Annotated in this window: 13 protein-coding genes; 8 read left to right on the forward strand and 5 right to left on the reverse strand. The window is 68.5% G+C overall.

Annotation, left to right across the window (positions count from 1 at the left end):
• The first annotated feature begins 86 nt into the window (after positions 1-86).
• Both GobsT_RS04170 and GobsT_RS04175 read left to right on the forward strand, forming a co-directional pair.
• The gene (locus GobsT_RS04170) at positions 87-1475 is read left to right on the forward strand and encodes an efflux RND transporter periplasmic adaptor subunit (RefSeq protein WP_010049238.1); all 1389 of its coding nucleotides are present in this window, start codon (positions 87-89) and stop codon (positions 1473-1475) included.
• Between the two features lie 96 nt (positions 1476-1571).
• On the forward strand, positions 1572-4928 hold the full coding sequence (locus GobsT_RS04175; RefSeq protein ID WP_109571302.1) for an efflux RND transporter permease subunit: 3357 nt from the start codon (positions 1572-1574) through the stop codon (positions 4926-4928).
• Between the two features lie 49 nt (positions 4929-4977).
• Here GobsT_RS04175 and GobsT_RS04180 read toward each other — a convergent pair whose 3' ends face one another.
• A complete protein-coding gene (locus GobsT_RS04180; RefSeq protein ID WP_232068330.1) occupies positions 4978-6525 on the reverse strand; it encodes an MFS transporter in 1548 nt (515 codons plus the stop codon).
• Positions 6526-6748: 223 nt separating this feature from the next.
• Here GobsT_RS04180 and GobsT_RS04185 point away from each other — a divergent pair, with 223 nt between their 5' ends.
• The gene (locus tag GobsT_RS04185) at positions 6749-7387 is read left to right on the forward strand and encodes a 3-keto-disaccharide hydrolase (protein WP_010052189.1); all 639 of its coding nucleotides are present in this window, start codon (positions 6749-6751) and stop codon (positions 7385-7387) included.
• Positions 7388-7537: 150 nt separating this feature from the next.
• On the opposite strand, the gene csrA is transcribed toward GobsT_RS04185, so the two are convergent.
• Both csrA and GobsT_RS04195 read right to left on the reverse strand, forming a co-directional pair.
• On the reverse strand, positions 7538-7756 hold the full coding sequence (gene csrA, locus GobsT_RS04190) for a carbon storage regulator CsrA (protein WP_010052196.1): 219 nt from the start codon (positions 7754-7756) through the stop codon (positions 7538-7540).
• 495 nt (positions 7757-8251) lie between these two features.
• Entirely contained in the window at positions 8252-9286 is a 1035-nt protein-coding gene (locus GobsT_RS04195; RefSeq protein WP_109571300.1) for a HEAT repeat domain-containing protein, read from the reverse strand.
• A gap of 217 nt (positions 9287-9503) precedes the next feature.
• Between GobsT_RS04195 and GobsT_RS04200 the strand changes: the two genes are divergently transcribed.
• Positions 9504-10247 (forward strand): hypothetical protein, encoded by a 744-nt coding sequence (locus GobsT_RS04200; RefSeq protein ID WP_010050987.1) that lies wholly within the window; start codon positions 9504-9506, stop codon positions 10245-10247.
• A gap of 106 nt (positions 10248-10353) precedes the next feature.
• Complete coding sequence (locus GobsT_RS04205; protein ID WP_010050990.1) at positions 10354-11241, forward strand: DUF1559 domain-containing protein; 888 nt, start codon at positions 10354-10356, stop codon at positions 11239-11241.
• Positions 11242-11245: 4 nt separating this feature from the next.
• Here GobsT_RS04205 and GobsT_RS04210 read toward each other — a convergent pair whose 3' ends face one another.
• Together GobsT_RS04210 and GobsT_RS04215 are read right to left on the reverse strand one after the other, a co-directional pair.
• Positions 11246-11884: a TIGR02996 domain-containing protein gene (locus GobsT_RS04210; RefSeq protein WP_010050992.1), complete on the reverse strand. Its 639-nt coding sequence runs from the start codon at positions 11882-11884 to the stop codon at positions 11246-11248.
• Between the two features lie 4 nt (positions 11885-11888).
• A complete protein-coding gene (locus tag GobsT_RS04215; protein WP_010050994.1) occupies positions 11889-12383 on the reverse strand; it encodes a glutathione peroxidase in 495 nt (164 codons plus the stop codon).
• Between the two features lie 434 nt (positions 12384-12817).
• Here GobsT_RS04215 and GobsT_RS04220 point away from each other — a divergent pair, with 434 nt between their 5' ends.
• The 3 genes from GobsT_RS04220 (at position 12818) to GobsT_RS04230 (ending at position 18972) form a co-directional block, all read left to right on the forward strand.
• On the forward strand, positions 12818-14263 hold the full coding sequence (locus GobsT_RS04220; RefSeq protein WP_109571298.1) for a circularly permuted type 2 ATP-grasp protein: 1446 nt from the start codon (positions 12818-12820) through the stop codon (positions 14261-14263).
• A 74-nt stretch (positions 14264-14337) separates the two neighbouring features.
• Complete coding sequence (locus GobsT_RS04225) at positions 14338-15345, forward strand: alpha-E domain-containing protein (protein WP_109571297.1); 1008 nt, start codon at positions 14338-14340, stop codon at positions 15343-15345.
• A gap of 165 nt (positions 15346-15510) precedes the next feature.
• The gene (locus tag GobsT_RS04230; RefSeq protein WP_010050202.1) at positions 15511-18972 is read left to right on the forward strand and encodes a transglutaminase family protein; all 3462 of its coding nucleotides are present in this window, start codon (positions 15511-15513) and stop codon (positions 18970-18972) included.
• The last annotated feature ends 15 nt before the right edge of the window (positions 18973-18987 follow it).

Below are 18987 nucleotides of genomic sequence, written 5' to 3' on the forward strand. Positions count from 1 at the left end.
ATTTCGACCTTTCGACCTCACGGCACGTCTGTTGCTGTGCGCCTCACCCTTTAAATACTCGCACGTCACCGGAAGCGGATACTGCCATGAGTTCACACCCCTCGTCGTTGTTTCGCCGCTCGCGCCTCGTGCTGCTCGCGCTCGCCGCGGCGGGAGGTGGGGCCGGCGTCTGGTTCGCCACCCGCGCCAAGCCGCTGTCGGCCGGTGAGGGACCGACCGCGGGCGTCACGAAGCCCGCGGTGAGCGTCGAGGTGATCCACCCCCGCGCCGGCGGAATCGATCGCGTGTGCGTGCAGCCCGGCACCGTCGAGCCGTTCCAGTCGGCCGATTTGTACTCCAAGGTGTCGGGGTTCCTCGCGGAACAAACGGTCAACATCGGCAGCCGGGTCCAGAAGGGCGACGTGCTCGCCCGGATCGCGGTGCCCGAGCAGGAGAAGCAGGTGGAGCGCGACCGCGCCCGGCTCAACGCCGCCGAGGCGAAGGTGCGGCAGGTGGAAGCGCACGTCCTGGCGGCCGAGTCGGAAGCCAAGTCGGCCGACGCGTCGGTGGCGCTGGCGAAGGCGATGGTCCGCGCGAAGGGCTCGTACCGGCAGTACCGCGAGAAGCAGCTCACGCGGTACAAGGACCTCGCCAAGCAACAGGCCATCGAGCCGCGCGTGGTGGACGAGCAAGAAGACTTCTTCCTCTCCGCCCAGGAAGCCGAGAACGAGGCGAAGGAGTCGGTCAACGCCGCGACCGAGCGCGCCGCGACCGCCCGCGCCAAGATCACGCAGGCCAAGGCCGACCTGGAACAGGCGAAGGCCGAGGTCGGTGTGGCCCAGGCGGAACTGGGGCGCGCCGAGGTGCTCCTCAATTATACCGCGATCCGGTCGCCGTACACCGGCGTCGTCACCCGGCGCTCGTTCCAGGTCGGCGACTTCATCCGGTCCGCGGACCAGGGGGGGGCGGTCCCGCTCCTGTCGGTCGAGCGCACCGACCTCATGACGGTCGTCGTGCAAGTGCCCGACCGCGACGTGCCGCTGGTCAACACCGGGGACCCCGCAGTGCTGGTGATCGACGCCCTCGGCGGGCAAGTGTTCGACACCCGCGGGGTGTCGCGGTGCGCCGAGTCCGAGGACACGGCGACCCGCACCATGCGCACGGAGATCGACGTGCCGAACCCGGACGGGCGGTTGCGCCGCGGGATGTACGGCCGGGTCACGCTGAAGCTCCAAACCGGGGCCGCGGACGCGGTCCGCGTCCCGACCGCGGCGGTGGTGAGCCGCTCCGGCACGAACCACGGCGCTGTGCGCGTCGTCCGCGGCGACCACGTCGCCACGCTGCCGGTGACCCTGGGCGCGGACAACGGCGTGGAGATCGAGGTCGCGGCCGGTCTGTCCGCCGCGGACCAGGTCGTGCTCCGCGCGAGTGGCGCGGTCGAGGACGGCACCGCGGTCGCGGTCGCGGGGGCCGCCGGCCCGGCCGGCGGGCACTGACCGCCCGCCAAGTTCGCGCTCGTTGACGCGCACGCGGCGGGCTCAGGCCCGCCGCTCGCCTCGCCCCGCTCGCACCAATCGCCCCACACGGACCCGATGAACCCACTGATCCGGTTCTCGCTCGGCAACCCGCGCGCGATCACCGTGCTGATGCTCACCATCGCCATCGGCGGCGGGGCGGCGCTCGGCAGCATCCCGGCCGACATCCTCCCGGTGTACAAGGCCCCCGCGGTGCAGGTGCTCACGTTCTACGGCGGCATGTCGGCCACCAACGTCGAGTCCGGCATCACCGCCCGCACCGAGCGGTGGGTCGGGCAGGCGGCCGGCACCCGGCGCCAGGAGTCGCGGTCCATCGTCGGCGCCAGCATCATCCGCAACTACTACTCCGACGACACCGACCCGAGCGCGGCCCTCACGCAGGTGAACTCGCTCTCGACGGCCGCCATCCCGAACCTGCCGCCCGGCACCCTGCCGCCCGTCGTGCTGCCCTACGACCCGACCTCGTCCACCCCGGTCGCGATCGTCGCGCTCAACAGCAAGACGCAGGGCGAGTCGGTGCTGTTCGACACGGCCCGGTACCAGGTGCGGAGCATGATCATGTCCGCGCCGGGCGCGAACGCGCCGGTGGTGTACGGCGGGAAGGTGCGCACCGTGCTGGCGTACCTGGACCGGCAGGCGATCCAGGCCCGCGGGCTCTCGCCGCTGGACGTGATGGACGCCCTCGACCGCTCGAACGTGTTCCTCTCCACCGGCGGCGCGAAGTTCGGCGGCGTGGACTACGCGCTCGACTCGAACTCCATGTACGACCTCATCGACCGCATGGGCGACGTGCCCATCCGGGCCGGGCGGGACGGGCAGATGGTGTTCCTGCGCGACGTGGCCCAGCCGCGCGACAGCAACATCATCCAGACCAACATCGTCCGCGTGGACGGGCGCCGGCAGGTGTACATTCCGGTGTACCGGCAGCAGGGGGCGAGCACCCTCGGCGTGGTCAACAACCTGCGCGGCGACCTGCCGGAGATGAAGGACCGGCTCACGACGCCCGACGTGGACCTGAAGCTGGTGATGGACCAGTCGGTGTACGTTCAGAGCGCCATTCACAGCCTCGCCGAAGAGGGCGTGCTCGGGGCCGTCCTGTGCTCGCTCGTCATCCTCCTGTTTCTGGGCGAGTGGCGCATGACCGTCATCGCCGTGCTCACGGTGCCGGTGGCGGTGCTGGGGGCGGTGGCGTGCCTGTTCGGGGCGACGCAAACCATCAACGTGATGACGCTCGCCGGCCTCGCGCTCGCCATCGGGCCGCTGGTGGACAACGCCATTGTGGTGCTGGAGAACACGCACCGGCACCTCGGGCTGGGGGCCAGGCCGAGGGAAGCGGCGTTCTTCGGCGCCAGCGAGGTGGCGCTGCCGGCGCTCGCGGCCACGCTCTGCACCCTGCTCGTGCTGCTCCCGCTGGCCCTGATCCCGGGCCTCGGGCCGTTCCTGTTCAAACCGATGTTCCTGGCGGTCGCGTTCGCGATGGTGGTCGCGTACCTGGTGTCCATGACCTTCGTCCCGACCCGCTGCGCGGCGTGGATGCGGCACCACCCGCACCCCGGCCCGGTCGAAACGCACGAGACCGACTACCAGCACAAGAACGAGCACGAGACGCCGCCCGCCCGCGGTCCATGGGGGCTCCTGTTCGAGAAATGGGAATCGTTCCTTGATGGCGTTTTCAAAGGGTACGCCACGCTCCTGACGGCGGTGCTCCAGGCGCGCGTGCTCGTCATCGGCGGCGCGTTCGCACTTTTGGCCGCAGTCGTGGTCCTGATCGGCCCGCACCTGCGCCAGGAGTTCTTCCCCGAGGTGGACGCGGGGTCGTTCGAGGTGTACGTCCGCGCCGGCTCCGGCACCCGCATCGAGGTGACCGAGGGCTACGTCGAGGCCGTCGAGAAGTACGTGAAGCAGGTCACCGGCAACGACCTCGAACTGGTCATCAGCGAACTGGGCCTCACGGCCGACTGGTCCGCGGCGTTCACCCCCAACAGCGGGCCGATGGACGCGGTCGTGAAGGTGCAGCTCAAGCCCGACCGGGTGAAGTCGGCGCAGCAGTGCGTGGCGGCGCTGCGGGGCGGGTTCGCGACCGACCCGGAGTTCGAGCGGTTGCTGCAAGAAACCTATACGCGCAAGACGGCGGCGCAGGAACTGCCGGACGGGGTGGCGCCGTTCTCGCGGGTGAACCTGGAGTTCGCGTTCGACTCGGGCGGGCTGATCCGGTCCGCGATGAACGAAGGGAAGTCCACCCCGCTGAACGTGAAGGTGACCGGCAAGAACCTGGAAAAGAACCGCCGGGTGGCGGAGAAGATCCTGGCCGAGGTGCGCGCCGTGGACGGCGTCGTGGACGCGCGGATCGTGCAGCGGCTCAACTACCCCGGGTACGTGATCGAGGTGGACCGCACCAAGGCCGCGTCGCTCGGGCTGAACCAGTCGGAGGTGATGAAGAACGTGGTCGCCGCGTTCAACTCCAGCGTGCAGTTCAACAAGAAGAACTTCTGGTTCGACCCGGTGAGCCACAACCAGTACTACGTCGGCGTGCAGTACCCCGAGGGCGACGTGACCTCGCTGGAAACGCTGCTCGACATCCCCATCACCAGCCCGACGCAGAAGAAGTCGGTGAGCCTGCGCACGATCGCGACGATCCGCCCCACCCGGTCGCCGTCGGAGATCGTTCACACGAACCTACAGCCGACGATCGACCTGACGATGGGCGTCGCGGGCCGCGACCTCGGGCACGTCGCGGAGGACGTAAACAAGGTGGTGGCGAAGTTCGGTAAAGAGCGAAAAGCGGGCGGGTGGACCCCGTTCGACCCGGACGAGCAAGAGCCGAAGCCGATGGAGGGCGCGAAGGTAACGCTCTCCGGCGAGTACGAGAAGATGCAGACCACGTTCAAGTACCAAGCGATGGGGATGGCCGCCGCGGTGGTGCTGATCTACTTCCTGCTGGTCGCGCTGTTCCGGTCCTACGTCATCCCGGTGGTGGTGCTGTCCGCCGTGCCGGTCGGGGTGATCGGGGTGGTGCTGGTGCTGTTCGTGACCGGCACCGCCCTGAACATCCAGTCGCTGCTGGGGGTGATCTTCATGGTGGGCATCGTGGTGTCGAACACGGTGCTGCTGACCGACTTCGCGATCAACCTGCAAAAGGCCGAAGGGCTGACCGCGAACGAGGCGATCAAGCGGGCCGGGGCGATCCGGGTGCGCCCGGTGGTGATGACCGCGATGGCGACGTTCTTCGCGCTGATCCCGATGGCGCTCGGTCTGGCGAAAGGGAGCGAGGCGAACGTGCCGCTGGGCCGGGCGGTGCTCGGAGGGCTGGTGGCGGGGCTGTTCACGACGCTGTTCGTGGTGCCGTGCGTGTACTCGCTGCTCGTGCCCGATCGGCCCGGTGACAGTGGTGATGAGGAGCCGACCGCGGCGTAAGAGCCGCTCCCCGCCCGTTTTAAGGGGCGGGGAGCGGCTCTTACGCCCGCTACGCGATCTTCTGCTCCGGCGCCGTCGCTTCCGGTGACGCCGGGGGCTTCGGCTCCGCGGTTGCGGGCGTTTCGTCCTTCGGCTCTGGCAGCATGAACGATGCGATCAGCGCGACAGCGTACACCGCAGCCCCGATAATGGCGGCCGCGGTCGCCACCCGCAGCGGGTTCTTCTCCGGACCCTCGCCCTGGAGGAACAGCGTCGACAGGAACTCCGTGTTCAGTGTCGCGGCCATCGTGCCGAACATGCGCCCGCCCACGTTGGTGGCGAACGCGCTACCGGTGCCGCGCAGGTGCAGCGGGAACACCTTCGGCAGGTACTCGCTGACGTAGCTGAACTGCGCCACCGTCATCAGCCCGCAGAAGAACACCGCGATCGAGAACAGCACGAAGTTGCCCTGGTACAGCACCAAGTAGGTGAGCGGGAACAGGACGAGCCCCGGGAGCAGGAACGAGCGGATCAGCATCCGGCTCGAAACGTACACCACCAGCACCGCGAACAGGATGCGGCCCAGGAGCCCGCCGACCTCTTGCCACCGCTGCATCTCCCCGCGCTTCTCGTTGATCACGGTCGGCACGGCCGATTTCGCCGCGGCCAGTTTCGCGTTGGCCGCCGCGTGCTCGGGCGTGTCGGCCTTCGTGCCCTTGAGTTCGGCGGTCGCGGCCTTCACGCGGTCCGGGGTTTCTTTCCGCACCTCGTTCACCGCGGGCAGCCCGGCGGCCATCACGAGCGGTCCCAACTGCAGCGCGCCGAACGCCGCCGCGTACCCGCACGCCGACAGCACCGTGGTCACGATCGTGGTGCGCCGCAGTTCCGGCGAGAACAGCTCACCGAGGCTCGGGCGCTTCAGCGTGCCGGCCGCCTTGCGGGCCTTCCACACCCGGCTCTCGGGGACGAACGGCATGAACAACAGGATCAGCGCGCCGGGCACCAGACCCGTGAGCAGCGTGTACCGCCACGCGGCCGGCGCGATGCCGACCTTGTTGAGCCACGGCAGCCCCTCCGGGTGCGCTTTCAGGTCCGCGACGATCTCGTTGAACACCTCCGTCACGAGGATGCCGCCGAGCGACGCGAACGCGAGCGTCCACCCGATCGCGCGCTCGCGCTGGCGCTTGTCCTCGAACAGCTCCGCGAGCCACGCCACCGCCGCAACCGCCTCCACGCACACGCCGATGAACGTGGTGCAGCGGAACAGCACCAGGTGCCACAGTTCGGTACTGTAGGCCGCGGCGACCGGCGACAGCGAGTACACGAGGATGCTGCCGACCATCACCGTTTTGCGCCCGAACCGGTCCACCATGAACCCGCCGAGCAGCCCGAACACCCCGCCCGCCAGGGCCGCGATCCAGAGCATCCGGCCGCCCCACTGGCGCACCGCGTCGGACGTCTGTTCGACGTGCAGCAGCTCGGCCACCGCCTGCGCCCCGATCACGGGGAACATGAGCAGCTCGTAAGTATCGAACAGGAACCCGATGGCGGCGACGATCAGCACGAGCCAGCGGACGAGCGGGGACATTCCGGCGGCGCCGGGAGCGGGTAACGACACGGACAACTCCTTGGGGAGCGGGGGCGGTGGCCCCCGTGGCAGCGCGCATGCGGTGCGGTGGCGCGGGGCGGGCGGGACAGGGTTGAGCGTAGGCTGACGGCCGCGGGGCGGCAACGCGGCGCGGTTGCCTCTTGCGTTCGCCCGCGCGCGGCGTAACCATGTCACCGTCCCGCCATCGATTACCCGCCGGGACGTTCCCCCTTACAGTTTGGAGCACGTGACGATGCGCCTCCCGAACCTCTCCCGCGCCAGCGCCCTGGTCGCGGCGGCCCTCTTCGTCGCGCCCGCCGTCCGGGCCGACGACACCTCCGAGTTCCTCAACCCGGACAACTGGGAGGGCCGCGCCGACATCTGGAAGATCGACGCCAGGGCCAAGAGCGTGACCGGCGAGACCAAAGAGGACCCCAAGTACAACACGTTCCTCTGCTCCAAGGCGAAGTACGGCGACTTCGAGCTGACGTGCAAGGTGCGGCTGGTGAACGCGGTCGGCAACAGCGGTTTCCAGGTCCGCAGCGAGCGGTTCGACAAGGAGGGGGACAAGCAGTCGTTCCGCGTCCGCGGGCCGCAGGTGGACATCGGCAAGGGGTACTTCGGCGGGCTGTACGGCGAGGGCGTCGGCGGGTACCTGCTGAAGCCGAAGAAGGACGCGGCCAAGCCGGCCGAGGTGAACGACTACAAGATCGTGGTGAAAGGCAACCACGTCACCGTGACGCTCAACGGCGAGGTCACCGTCGACGAGGAGTTCCCGGACAACAAGGGCAAGAACCCGGCCCCGAAGGACGGGATCATCGCGTTCCAGGCGCACGCCGGGCCGCCGATGAAGGTCGAGTTCACGGACATCAAGTTCACGAAGCTGAAGTGACCCGGCGCGACCGCGCGGGCGCAAGGGCACGACCTGACGAACGGGCCGTGCCCGGTCCGCGGCGGCTTGATTCGGTGTGACTCGGAATCAATGTTGAAGTGACCGCTTCACAGAACGTGAGCGGGCTCGCGTGAGATGGGCGAAAGGTGCTCAGCCGGTGCCGTCGGTCTCGTCCGGTTGGCCGCCGTTCGTCACCGCCGGGGCCTTGGCCCCGTGGATCGCGTCGTACACTTCCTGCCGGTGAACCGGCACGTCCTTCGGGGCCGCGATGCCGAGCCGCACCTTGTCCCCGCGGATCTCTACCACCGTGATGACGATGTCGTTGTTGATGACAATCGACTCGTTTTTTTTCCTGGACAGCACGAGCATTGGTGTTTATCTTTCCGTGGGTGAAAACCGATCGGTGCGAGGCACCGAACCCTATTCCCAGGCCCTTCAACGGCCAACCACCACGCCAGACGGGCGTGTGAGGCCGTGAACTAAACACCTCGCGGGCGAACGATAAAACGCGGAAGCGGTGGAAAAAGGCGTCAGAATTGCGCGGGCCGTCGGCGCACATTCTGTTACGCTTCCACTGTAAAAGCGGGTAAGATGCGCCGTCAAGGAGCAATGTGTCCGTTTGTGACACATTTTTCACTTTTTTAGCTCACGAGAAGTGCGTCCGACGACTGGCTGCGAGCTTCGGGAACTCGCGAATGTGTCATTTCACGTGATGTGTGTGACTATCTGGTGCCGCTCCAGTTGTCCGCGCCCATTAAGGTCCCATCCGCCTGCTGACACAGGCGGTTCGACCATGACTTGTCGAACCGCCTGTGTCAGCAGGCGGGTGGCGTGGGCAGTCAACTAACCTGAAGCGACGGAACCTCACGGCCCGCCGGCCGGGCCTACGCTCTCCGGCGGGACCGGCGGTAGCGCGCGGTAGTAGTCGGCAACCGACCGCACCGTCGGGTGCATGTCCGCGTCCGCAACCCGGCCGACCCAGATCGGCATCGGCAGCTTCCGCCCGCGCGCCAGTTCGACCATCACCCGCGCCGCGCCGGCACGCACCGCGGGCTCCGGGTCGCGGCTCAGCCGGTCGAGCCACTGCTCCGGGTCGGCAACGTCGTGGTCGTAACGCAGGTCCAAAAGCAGTTTCAGCCGCTCGGTGGCGTCCGGGTGCGTGAGCCGCCGGCCGAGCGTGATCTCCACGTCCGTGCGGTCGCGGGTGACCAGCGCGTCGTGACACACCCGGCGCACGCCCGGGTCCGGGTCGTGGAGCCACTTGAACAGTTCGTCGTCGCGCAGCACCTCCTCGCCGTCCGCCGAGCCGGCGACCGCGAACAGGCTCGCGCTCCGCACCGCCGGCTCCGGAGACGTGAGCAGCGGCACCACCTCGGCCCGCAGCCGGATCTCGGGGTGGATCGCGATCTTGACCGCCGCCAGTTGCACGTCCGGTTCCGGCGCCTTCAGGCACTCCGCGATGATCGCCCGGCACCGGTCGGCGTAGGCCCCGCCGGTGCGGTTCAGAACCGTCGGCACGAGCCGCAGCACCCCCGCCTTCCCTTCCGGACCGCAGGACGGGTACGCCTCGATCACCGTCGCGCAGATGGTCACCGCCCGCGTGTCGCCGTCGGGCAGCGCGCTCAGGTGCCGGTCGAGCGCCCCGACCGCGGCGGCGCGGGCCGGCTCGTTGCCCGTCTTCACGCACTCGACGAGCCGCCCGAACCCGGGGGCGCCGTAAGTCACCAGGGCGTCGGCCCACTGGTCGCGCTCCTGGTCCGTGCCGACCGTGCGGAGCTGCTGGGCCGCGTACCGCGCGCGGATCACCGAGGCGTTGAACGCCGCCCACACCCCGACGACCGTCAGGGCTGTCAGCACCAGCCCGGCGGCGCGAACGGTCCACTTCTTCGGGGGCGTCATGGCTCTGGCTCCTCCAACTGCGCGCGACTGTGGGGCGCGCCGGCAGACTGCGTGCGCCGCGGAGGGTACCCCGGCCCCCGGCAACCGGGCAAGAGCAACCGGCCCTGGTAACCGGAATTACTGATGCCGCGGCCCCGCGGCGCTCGATCTTGACTCGGGCCGCAGGCCGCGGTTCCGCGCGAACCGCCATTTCCGGGCGTCACGGACGAAGGTGCCCATGAATCGAACAGCCAAAGCGTTCAGTGTGTTGCTCGGCGGGCTCGCCGGCGGTGTGGCGGCCGCTGAACCGCCGGCGATGTCGGCCGCGGTCCCCGGCGCGGCCCCCGCCGCGCCGGCGCTGCCCAACACCGCCGGGCCGGTGCGGGTCCGGCTCGCCGACGTGGTCCACGCGGACTACCGCGACGCCGTCATGAGCGTCGTGAACAAGCCGACCGTGTCCACGAAGGCCACGGCCCCGGACCTGATCTGCACGGCCACCATGTACGAGTGGCTGTTCGATCACCCGGACCGGGTGGCGCTGGCGTGGCAGCGGCTGAAGGTGCCGGCGGTGCCGATTACCGACGCCGGCAACGGGCTGTTCTCGTGGACCGACGAGCACGGCAGTGAGGTGGTGTGGCGCACGGTCGGCACGTTCCGGGACGGGCGCGTGTGGTACGCCACCGGGAAGGTGAAGCCCGGCCCCGCCACGCCGTCGGTCCCGGTGAAGGCGGTCGCGGTGCTGTCGCACCCGCAAAAGGCGGCAAAGGACGGGGTGGCGTCGTTCAGCACCAGCGTGCAGCTCTTCCTGGTGAGCGACAGCCGGGCCGCGAACCTCGCGCTGCGGCTCCTGGGGCCGGCCGCGCCGAAGGTGGCCGAGCAGGGCGCCGAACAGTTCCTGGAGTTCTTCAACGGCGTCGCGAACTACGTGCAGAAGAACCCCACCAAGGCCGACGCGCTGCTGGCACCGCCCGGGAAAAAGTAGCGCCGCGTCGTAATCGCGTGAAATCTTCTCTTTTTGAGTTGAACCGAGTAATACGCCCGTTATCTTGATCCTCACGCCGTCTAATTTCGGGCGTGAGGGTTACATCATGTCATTCAATGCACGCCGGGCCGGTTTCACGCTGATCGAACTGCTGGTGGTGATCGCGATCATCGCGATCCTCATCGGCTTGCTGCTTCCCGCCGTCCAGAAGGTGCGCGAAGCGGCGGCGCGGTTGAAGTGCAAGAACAACATGAAGCAGATCGGGCTGGCGCTCCACAACTACCACGACCGCAACAACGCCCTGCCCCCGGGGTACTCGACGCGGGTGGTGAGCGGGGTGGAACAGGGCGCCGGGTGGGGTTGGGCCACGTTCCTGCTCGATGACCTCGAACAGGGCAACGTGCGGCGCCTGATCGACACCAACACCGCGATCGGCGCGACCGCTCACGCGACCCCACGCACGCAAGTGCTGCCCGTGTTCTTGTGCCCGTCGGACGAGCGGATCGGCACGTTCACCACGTCCGGGGCGAACCCCACCACCGTGGCGCACGCGAACTACGTCGGGGTGTTCGGCACCAACGAACCCGACGAAACCGTGAACGCCCCGAGCGCGGGGAACGGCACCTTCTTCCGCAACAGCACGGTGCGGTTCGGCGACATCACCGACGGCCTGAGCAACACGTTCGTGGTGGGCGAGCGGAGCAGCGACATCGCGCTCTCGACGTGGACCGGCGCGATACCGGGCGCGGAGGTGCCGCTGCGTCGTGATCCGTCGGAGGCGGAAGGGCACTTCTTCCTGGTGCTCGGGCGCGGCGACCACCAGCCGAACGCCCCGGAGTCGCACATCGACGACTTCTACAGCCGTCACACGCAGGGGCTGAACTGCCTGTTCGGCGACGGCTCCGTTCACAGCATCAGCAACAGCGTCAACCCGAGCGTGTGGGCGGGCATCCAGACCCGCAACCTCGGCGAGGTGATTCCGGCCAACTGGTGAGCACTCACCAAGAGAAGTCGTGGGCGTACGTGTCCCAATCGATGGCACGAATCTGTTCACGCGCAGCCGGGTCGATCGGGAATGCGTAGTCATCCTGAAACCAGATGATCGTCAGTTGTGATCCGTCTTGGTTCTTGTCTCGGGTCGGCTCGAACGAGTCGAATTCTCCAACGCACACGATCGCGGGAAGCAATCCGCACGGTGCTCGGTGAGGGGCGACCTGTTCGATGGGGCTTTCGCGCGGCTGAACGAGGTACGGCACCTCGCCGCGTCGCAGTTGCTCTTCGGCAACGATCCGCTGAACGTGCTCGCGATTCATTTGGGTCGTGGGCGCGCCTTCCAGCAACCCCGCGTAAAAGTTCCATTGTCGGAGCGCGTTCAACCGAATCTCTCGACCCGCCCGCAGCTTTATCCGGTCTGGTTCGGCTTGCGGGTTCCCAACCGAGGCCAGCCACTCTGCGCCAGCCTGACCGCCGAGTTCGATCAGCCGCGCGTTGAGTTCCGCGACTTGGAGTTGTACCTTGAGGAACTCGGCTTCGGCGGCGCGGCCCTGTTCGTCGAGCCAGTCGGCGTAGGCGAGGCGTGTGGCCCGCTCGGCCGGGTGGTCGGCGATGGCCTTCAGGAAACCGGCCTCGTCACTCATCGCGTCACCCCAGCAGCTTTTCGATTTCGGCTTCCAGTTGTTGCGGGGTCGTGGTCGGGCCGCGGCGCGACACCACGTTGCCGTTCCGGTCCACGAGGAACTTGGTGAAGTTCCATTTGATGCCGCGGGTGCCGAGCGTGCCGCGGGCGGCGTCCTTGAGGTGCTGGTACAGCGGGTGCGCCGCGCCGCCGTTCACGTCCACCTTTGCGAACATCGGGAACGTCACATCGTACTTGAGCGAACAGAAGCTCTTGATCTCTTCTTCGTTGCCCGGCTCCTGGCCCATGAACTGGTTGCACGGGAAGCCCAGCACCACGAGCCCGCGGTCCTTGTACTTGCGTTGCAGCTCTTCGAGCCCCTTGTACTGACCGGTGAAGCCGCACTTGCTGGCGACGTTCACCACCAGCAGCACTTTGCCCCGGTACTGCTCGAGGGTAGTCTGCTGGCCGTCGATGGCCTTGACAGAGATGTCGTAAACGCTGGCGGCGGTAGTGCTCATGGCGCTTCTTGAACTGGAGCGCGGGTTTGGCCCGCATAACGGATGGTAATGACTGGACCGCACCGTCCGCGGCTGGGCAACTGAACGGTCGGCGCGTTAAATCCGGCAACTTGCTCGTAGTTGTAGTCCAAGACATCTCTATCGGGGACGTAACACCGAAACCAGAACAGACAGCCGGCAAGTTCGACAACCGATCAGACGCGCCTGCGCTCACGGGCCGTCCATTGCCGAAAATTGTGTTGCTGACTATCCCGGCATCACAGTTGCAATTCGCACCATACATCTTCGAATGCAGCCCGTTCTGAGTGCGAAACTGGTTCGCGTTGCCCGCTCTCGGTGCAATGCGAGCCTCGTTCTGTGGCACGAGGACTTGCCCAATGTCCACTGTCGGTACACAACCGCGGCTCGCTCCGAGTACGAACGGTGTTTATTCGATGCCGCGACTCTTCGACGGGTACTCCGCACACCCGGCCGCGTGGGACGAACTGTTTAACCGCACCGGAGCGCCGCACGCACACTGCGCCACGCTCGTGGACCGCCTCGGGAAGCTCAAGCACAACGAGTTCCAGCTTAAACGGAGCGGCGCCGATCTGGCGTTCGTGAACCAGGGGATCACGTTCAGCGTGTACTCCGACCGCCGCGGGGTGGAGAAGATCTTCCCGTTCGACCTGATCCCGCGCACAATCCCCGCCGCCGAATGGGCCGCGCTGGAAAAGGGGCTGGTGCAGCGCGTGCAGGCACTCAACCTGTTCCTGTACGACGTGTACCACGAGCAGAAGATCCTGCGCGAGGGCGTGGTGCCGGCGGAACTGGTGCTCGGGTCGAAGGGGTTCCGCAAAGAGGTGGTCGGGTTCCGCCCGCCGGGCGGGGTGTACGTTCACATTTGTGGCACCGACCTGATCCGCGACGTGGACGGCCAGTTCCTGGTCCTGGAGGACAACGGCCGGACGCCGAGCGGGGTGAGCTACGTGCTCGAGAACCGCGCGGTGATGAAGAAGGTGTTCCCGCAACTGTTCGCGGACATTCGCGTGCGCCGCGTCGAAGATTACCCGCACCGGTTGCGTGAGGCGCTGGCGTCGGTGGCGCCGGCGGGCGCCGGCGCGCCGCCGTGCGTGGTGGTGCTGTCGCCGGGGCAGTACAACTCGGCGTACTTCGAGCACAGCTTCCTGGCCCGGCACATGGGCGTCGAACTGGTGTTCGGCGCCGACCTGTTCGTCCACGACGACATTGTGTACCTGAAGACCACCCGCGGCCCGCAGCGCGTCGACGTGATCTACCGCCGCCTGGACGACGACTTCCTAGACCCGGAAACGTTCCGGCCCGACAGCCTGCTGGGCGTTCCGGGGCTGTTCCGGGCGTACCGCGCGGGCAACGTGACGCTCGCCAACGCCGTGGGCACCGGCGTCGCGGACGATAAGGCCGTGTACCCTTACGTGGAAGACATGATCCGGTTCTACCTGTCGGAGGAGCCGGTCCTGAAGAACGTGCCGACGTACATCTGCGCCCGCCCGGACGACTGCGCGTACACCCTCGCGCACCTGGGCGAACTGGTGGTGAAGGCGGTCAACGAGTCCGGCGGGTACGGGATGCTGATGGGGCCGTCGAGCACGGCGGCGCAGCGCGCGGAGTTCGCCGAGAAGATCCGCGAGAACCCGCGGAACTACGTGGCCCAGCCGGTTGTAACGCTCAGCACCTGCCCCACCTGGACCGAAGAGGGTGTGGCCCCGCGGCACCTCGACCTCCGCCCGTACATAATTACGGGGCGCTCGACGTGGGTGCTGCCCGGCGGCCTCACCCGCACCGCGCTCACCAAGGGCTCGCTGGTGGTCAACAGCAGCCAGGGCGGCGGCAGCAAGGACTCGTGGGTGCTGGAGAAGTGAGGACGGGACCGAACGCGTGTCGGCAACACCGGGCCCCCGCCCGGTGCCCCCGGTAGAGAGGCCGTGGAGCGAGCATGATCTCTCGTGTTGCGGAGCACTGCTTCTGGCTGGCCCGGTACCTGGAGCGCTCGGAGAACACCGCGCGCGTGCTGGAGGTCAACCACACCCTGCTGCTCGACTTCCACGTGCCGGTGGAGCAGCAGTGGCGGCCGGCGCTCATCATCTCCGGCATCCACGACTACGCCGAAGAGCCCACCGCGGAGCGCGTCCAGGCGTTCATGACCTGGGACCGGGAGAACCCGTTCAGCATCGCGTCGTCGCTGGCATGGGCGCGGGAGAACGCCCGCATCATCCGCGAGGTGATCTCCGCGGAGATGTGGGAGCGGATGAACCACTACCACCTCTGGATGCAGGCGCCCGAGAGCCGGGAACTGTACGACGGCAACCGGAGCGAGTTCTACGCCGAGGTGCGGCGCATCAACCAGCTCTTGCACGGCATCGCCGACGCCACCATGAGCCACGGCGAGGCGTGGGAGTTCTTCAAGCTCGGCACGTACCTGGAGCGCGTCAGCCAGACGGCCCGCATCATGGACGTGAAGTACCACACGCTCCTGCCGAAGGTGGAGGACGTGGGCAGCCCGGTCGACAACGCCCACTGGGTCGCGATCCTGATGAGCTGCTCGGGGTACGAGCCGTTCCACAAGAAGGCCCGCGCCGCCCCGATGGACCCGGCCACCGCGGTCGCCGAGTTCCTGATCTTCGACGAGCAGTTCCCGCGGTCGATCAAGCGGTGCCTGTGGGAGTGCGAGTCCGCGACCGCGGCCGCCGCGGGCAACCCGGTCGGGCGCGACCGCACCAAGCCCGAGCGGCTGATCGGCGAGCTGATCGCGTACCTCGACGCGCGGGCGATCCCGGACGTGATCCGCGAGGGGCTGCACGAGACGCTGACGCACGTGGTCGATTCGGTCCACCGGATCGGCGAGGCGGTCCACGCGGCGTTCTTCGCGGCGGACGTGCGCCCGCCCGGCTCCGGCGTGCGGCCCGGGCCGGCCACGGTGACGCAGAGCCAGAGTCAGTCGTAAGGGCGGCCGTCTCAAGTCGTCAAGTCCCAAGTCGTCGAGTCGGGGCGTCCGGTCGGATGGGGCCTGCCGACTTGGTGACTTGGGACCTGACGACTTGAGACGGCCGCCCCCCCCCCAGAGGGGAAGACTTCTTCCGCCCGCTCTCCTGCCACAGGAACCACACGAATGGGCATCCGGGTCGCGCTCCAGCACGTCACCAAGTACACCTACGACCGGCCCGTCACGCTCATGCCGCACGTGGTGCGGCTGCGGCCGGCGCCGCACGCGCGCACGCCGGTGCCGAGCTACTCCCTGAAGGTCGAGCCGGCCGAGCAGTTCCTGAACTGGCAGCAGGACCCGTACTCGAACTACCTCGCCCGGCTCGTGTTCCCGAAGCCGGCGCGGGAACTGGTCGTCACGGTGGACCTGATCGCCGACCTGACGCCGATCAACCCGTTCGACTTCTTCGTGGAGGAGTACGCGAAGGAGTACCCGTTCCGGTACGACGCCGTCATCGCCCGTGAACTGGCCCCGTATTTCGAGACGCTCCCCGCCGGCCCGCTTTTGCAGCGACTGATCGAGCGGGAGCGCAAGAGCGGCGAGAAGGCCATCGACTTCCTGGTGGGCCTGAACCGCGCGGTTCAAGACAAGGTCGAGTACGTTATCCGGATGGAGCCCGGCGTTCAGACGCCGGAAGAGACGCTCGAACTCGGCCGCGGGTCGTGCCGCGATTCGGCGTGGCTGCTCGTTCAACTCGCCCGCCACCTCGGCCTGGCCGCGCGCTTCGTATCGGGATACCTGATCCAGCTCGTCGCCGACGAGAAGCCGCTGGACGGCCCCGCCGGCCCGTCGGCCGACTTCACCGACCTGCACGCCTGGACCGAGATCTACCTGCCCGGCGCCGGCTGGGTCGGGCTCGACCCCACCTCCGGGCTGATGACCGCCGAGGGGCACATCCCGCTCGCCTGCACCGCCGACCCGCAGTCGGCGGCGCCCGTCACCGGCTCGTACTCGTGGGCCAAAAAGGGCGACGACGACAAGGTCGAAGAGGGGTTCGAGTTCCACATGTCGGTGACGCGGCTGGACGAGGCGCCGCGCGTCACCAAGCCGTACACCGAGGGGCAGTGGGCGGCGATCAACGCGCTGGGCCAGCGCATCGACGCCGACCTGCGCGAGTGGGACGTGCGGCTCACGATGGGCGGCGAGCCGACGTTCGTGAGCGTCGACGAGCGCGACGCCCCCGAGTGGAACATCACCGCCCTCGGGCCGCAGAAGCGCAAACAGGGCGTGACGCTCCTGAAGCGCCTTCGGGACAAGTTCGCGCCCGGCGGACTGTTGCACTACGGGCAGGGTAAGTGGTACCCCGGCGAGCAGCTCCCGCGCTGGGCGTTCTCGTGCTACTGGCGGCTCGACGGGGAGCCCATCTGGATCGACCCCACGCTCACCGCCGACGGGGACCGCGCGTACGGGTTCGGGGCCGCGGACGCCGCCCGGTTCGTGCAGACACTGGCGGAGGTTCTTGGGGTCGATTCGCGGCACGCGCTGCCGGGGTACGAGGACGCGTGGTACTACCTGTGGCGCGAGCGCCGGCTGCCGACGAACGTCGACCCGCTCAACAGCAAGCTCGACGACCCCGAGGAGCGCGCGCGGCTCGCGCGGGTGTTCGAGCAGAAGCTCGGGAGCCCGGTCGGCACCGTGCTCCCCCTGCGCCGCGCTTTCGGGGCGGGCTCGGGGTGGGAGAGCGGCCCGTGGTTCCTGCGGAAGGAGCACCTGTACCTGATCCCGGGCGACAGCCCGATGGGGTTCCGGCTGCCGCTCGACTCGGTCCCGTGGGAGGACCCGTCGGCGCGGCAGTTCATGGAGCCGCGCGACCCGTTCGCGGCGCGCGGGCCGCTCCCACCGCGCATGATCGGCCCCGCGGTGCCCGCCGGCTTCGCCCGCACCGCGCCGGACTCGTTCCTCGACGTGTGGGGCCGGCCGCTGGAGCCGCGCGGACGTGACGGGCGCGGCCGCGCCCCGCAGCCGTCCACGAACGGAACGGCGCACGCCGACCGGCCCGCGAGCGTCGTCCGCACCGCGTTGTGCGTCGAGCCGCGGGGCGGCGTGCTGCACGTGTTCATGCCGCCGGCGCGGTTCCTCGAAGACTACCTCGACCTCGTCGCGGCCGTCGAAACCACCGCGGCGAAGCTCGACCGGCCGGTGCTGATCGAGGGCTACAAGCCGCCGCACGACCCGCGGGTGAACCACTTCAGCATCACCCCCGACCCGGGCGTGATCGAAGCGAACATGCACCCGGCGCGGTCGTGGGACGAGGCGGTTCACATCACCACCACGCTGTACGAAGAGGCCCGCCAGGCCCGGCTGTGTACCGAGAAGTTCATGCTCGACGGGCGCCACACCGGCACCGGCGGCGGTAACCACGTCGTGCTCGGCGGTTCGACCCCCGCGGACAGCCCGTTCCTGCGCCGCCCGGACCTGCTCAAGAGCCTGGTGGGGTTCTGGAACAACCACCCGTCGCTGTCGTACCTGTTCAGCGGGCTGTTCGTCGGGCCGACCAGTCAGCACCCGCGCGTGGACGAGGCGCGCCACGACGCGCTGCGCGAACTGGAGATCGCGTTCGGACAGGTGGGGGAGGGGAGGAGCCCGCCGGCGTGGCTGGTGGACCGACTGTTCCGGAACCTCTTGACGGACATAACCGGGAACACGCACCGGGCCGAGTTCTGCATCGACAAGATGTTCAACCCGGACTCGGCCGAGGGGCGGCGGGGGCTCCTGGAGCTGCGCTCGTTCGAGATGCCGCCGCACGCCCGCATGAGCTGCGCCCAGCAGCTTTTGATGCGGGCGCTGGTCGGGTGGTTCTGGCGCAAACCCTACGACCACAAGCTGGTGCGGTGGGGCACGTCGCTGCACGACCGGTTCATGCTGCCCCACTTCGTGTCGGAAGACTTTGCGGACGTCCTCGACGAGCTGCGCGAGCGCGGCGGGTACGCCATCGACCCCGCGTGGTTCACGCCCCACGTCGAGTTCCGGTTCCCCGTACTCGGCGCCGTCACGCACCGGGGGGTGAACCTCGAACTGCGCACCGCCATCGAGCCGTGGCACGTGCTGGGCGAGGAGGCCGCCGCGGGCGGCACCAGCCGCTACGTCGATTCGTCCGTCGAGCGCGTGCAGGTGAAGGTGCGCGGGCTCACCGACCCGCGGCACGTGCTCACGTGCAACGGCCGCCGCGTGCCGCTCCACCCCACGGGCACGCGGGGCGAGTTCGTCTCCGGCGTGCGGTACCGCGCGTGGCAGCCGCCGAGCTGCCTGCACCCCACGATCCCGGTCCACGCGCCGCTAGTGTTCGACTTACTGGACACCTGGAACGACCGCAGCATCGGCGGCTGCACCTACCACGTGTCCCACCCGGGCGGGCTGTCGCACGATAACTTCCCGGTCAACGCCCTGGCGGCCGAGAGCCGCCGCATCGCCCGGTTCTTCGCGTTCGGGCACACCCCCGGCCCGGTGAGCGTCCCGCCGGAGGAGCCGAATCCCGAGTTCCCGCTCACCCTCGACCTGCGAACGGCCGAACCGGTTCGGTACCGGCCGTTCGCCCCGGCCGAGCAGCAACAGACGCTCGGCCGCGCTTCCGTAACCGTCCTAGAATAGGGCAACGGCGCCGCC

It is taken from the genome of Gemmata obscuriglobus (assembly GCF_008065095.1).
Taxonomy (GTDB): Bacteria; Planctomycetota; Planctomycetia; order Gemmatales; family Gemmataceae; genus Gemmata; species Gemmata obscuriglobus.

Coding starts and splice junctions, on each gene's coding strand:
- GobsT_RS04175 (WP_109571302.1), top strand. CDS start 1,572: ATGAACCCACTGATCCGGTTCTCGCTCGGCAACCCGCGCGCGATCACC.
- GobsT_RS04220 (WP_109571298.1), top strand. CDS start 12,818: ATGCCGCGACTCTTCGACGGGTACTCCGCACACCCGGCCGCGTGGGAC.
- GobsT_RS04170 (WP_010049238.1), top strand. CDS start 87: ATGAGTTCACACCCCTCGTCGTTGTTTCGCCGCTCGCGCCTCGTGCTG.
- GobsT_RS04215 (WP_010050994.1), bottom strand. CDS start 12,383: ATGAGCACTACCGCCGCCAGCGTTTACGACATCTCTGTCAAGGCCATC.
- GobsT_RS04195 (WP_109571300.1), bottom strand. CDS start 9,286: ATGACGCCCCCGAAGAAGTGGACCGTTCGCGCCGCCGGGCTGGTGCTG.
- GobsT_RS04200 (WP_010050987.1), top strand. CDS start 9,504: ATGAATCGAACAGCCAAAGCGTTCAGTGTGTTGCTCGGCGGGCTCGCC.
- GobsT_RS04210 (WP_010050992.1), bottom strand. CDS start 11,884: ATGAGTGACGAGGCCGGTTTCCTGAAGGCCATCGCCGACCACCCGGCC.
- GobsT_RS04185 (WP_010052189.1), top strand. CDS start 6,749: ATGCGCCTCCCGAACCTCTCCCGCGCCAGCGCCCTGGTCGCGGCGGCC.
- GobsT_RS04225 (WP_109571297.1), top strand. CDS start 14,338: ATGATCTCTCGTGTTGCGGAGCACTGCTTCTGGCTGGCCCGGTACCTG.
- GobsT_RS04205 (WP_010050990.1), top strand. CDS start 10,354: ATGTCATTCAATGCACGCCGGGCCGGTTTCACGCTGATCGAACTGCTG.
- GobsT_RS04230 (WP_010050202.1), top strand. CDS start 15,511: ATGGGCATCCGGGTCGCGCTCCAGCACGTCACCAAGTACACCTACGAC.
- csrA (WP_010052196.1), bottom strand. CDS start 7,756: ATGCTCGTGCTGTCCAGGAAAAAAAACGAGTCGATTGTCATCAACAAC.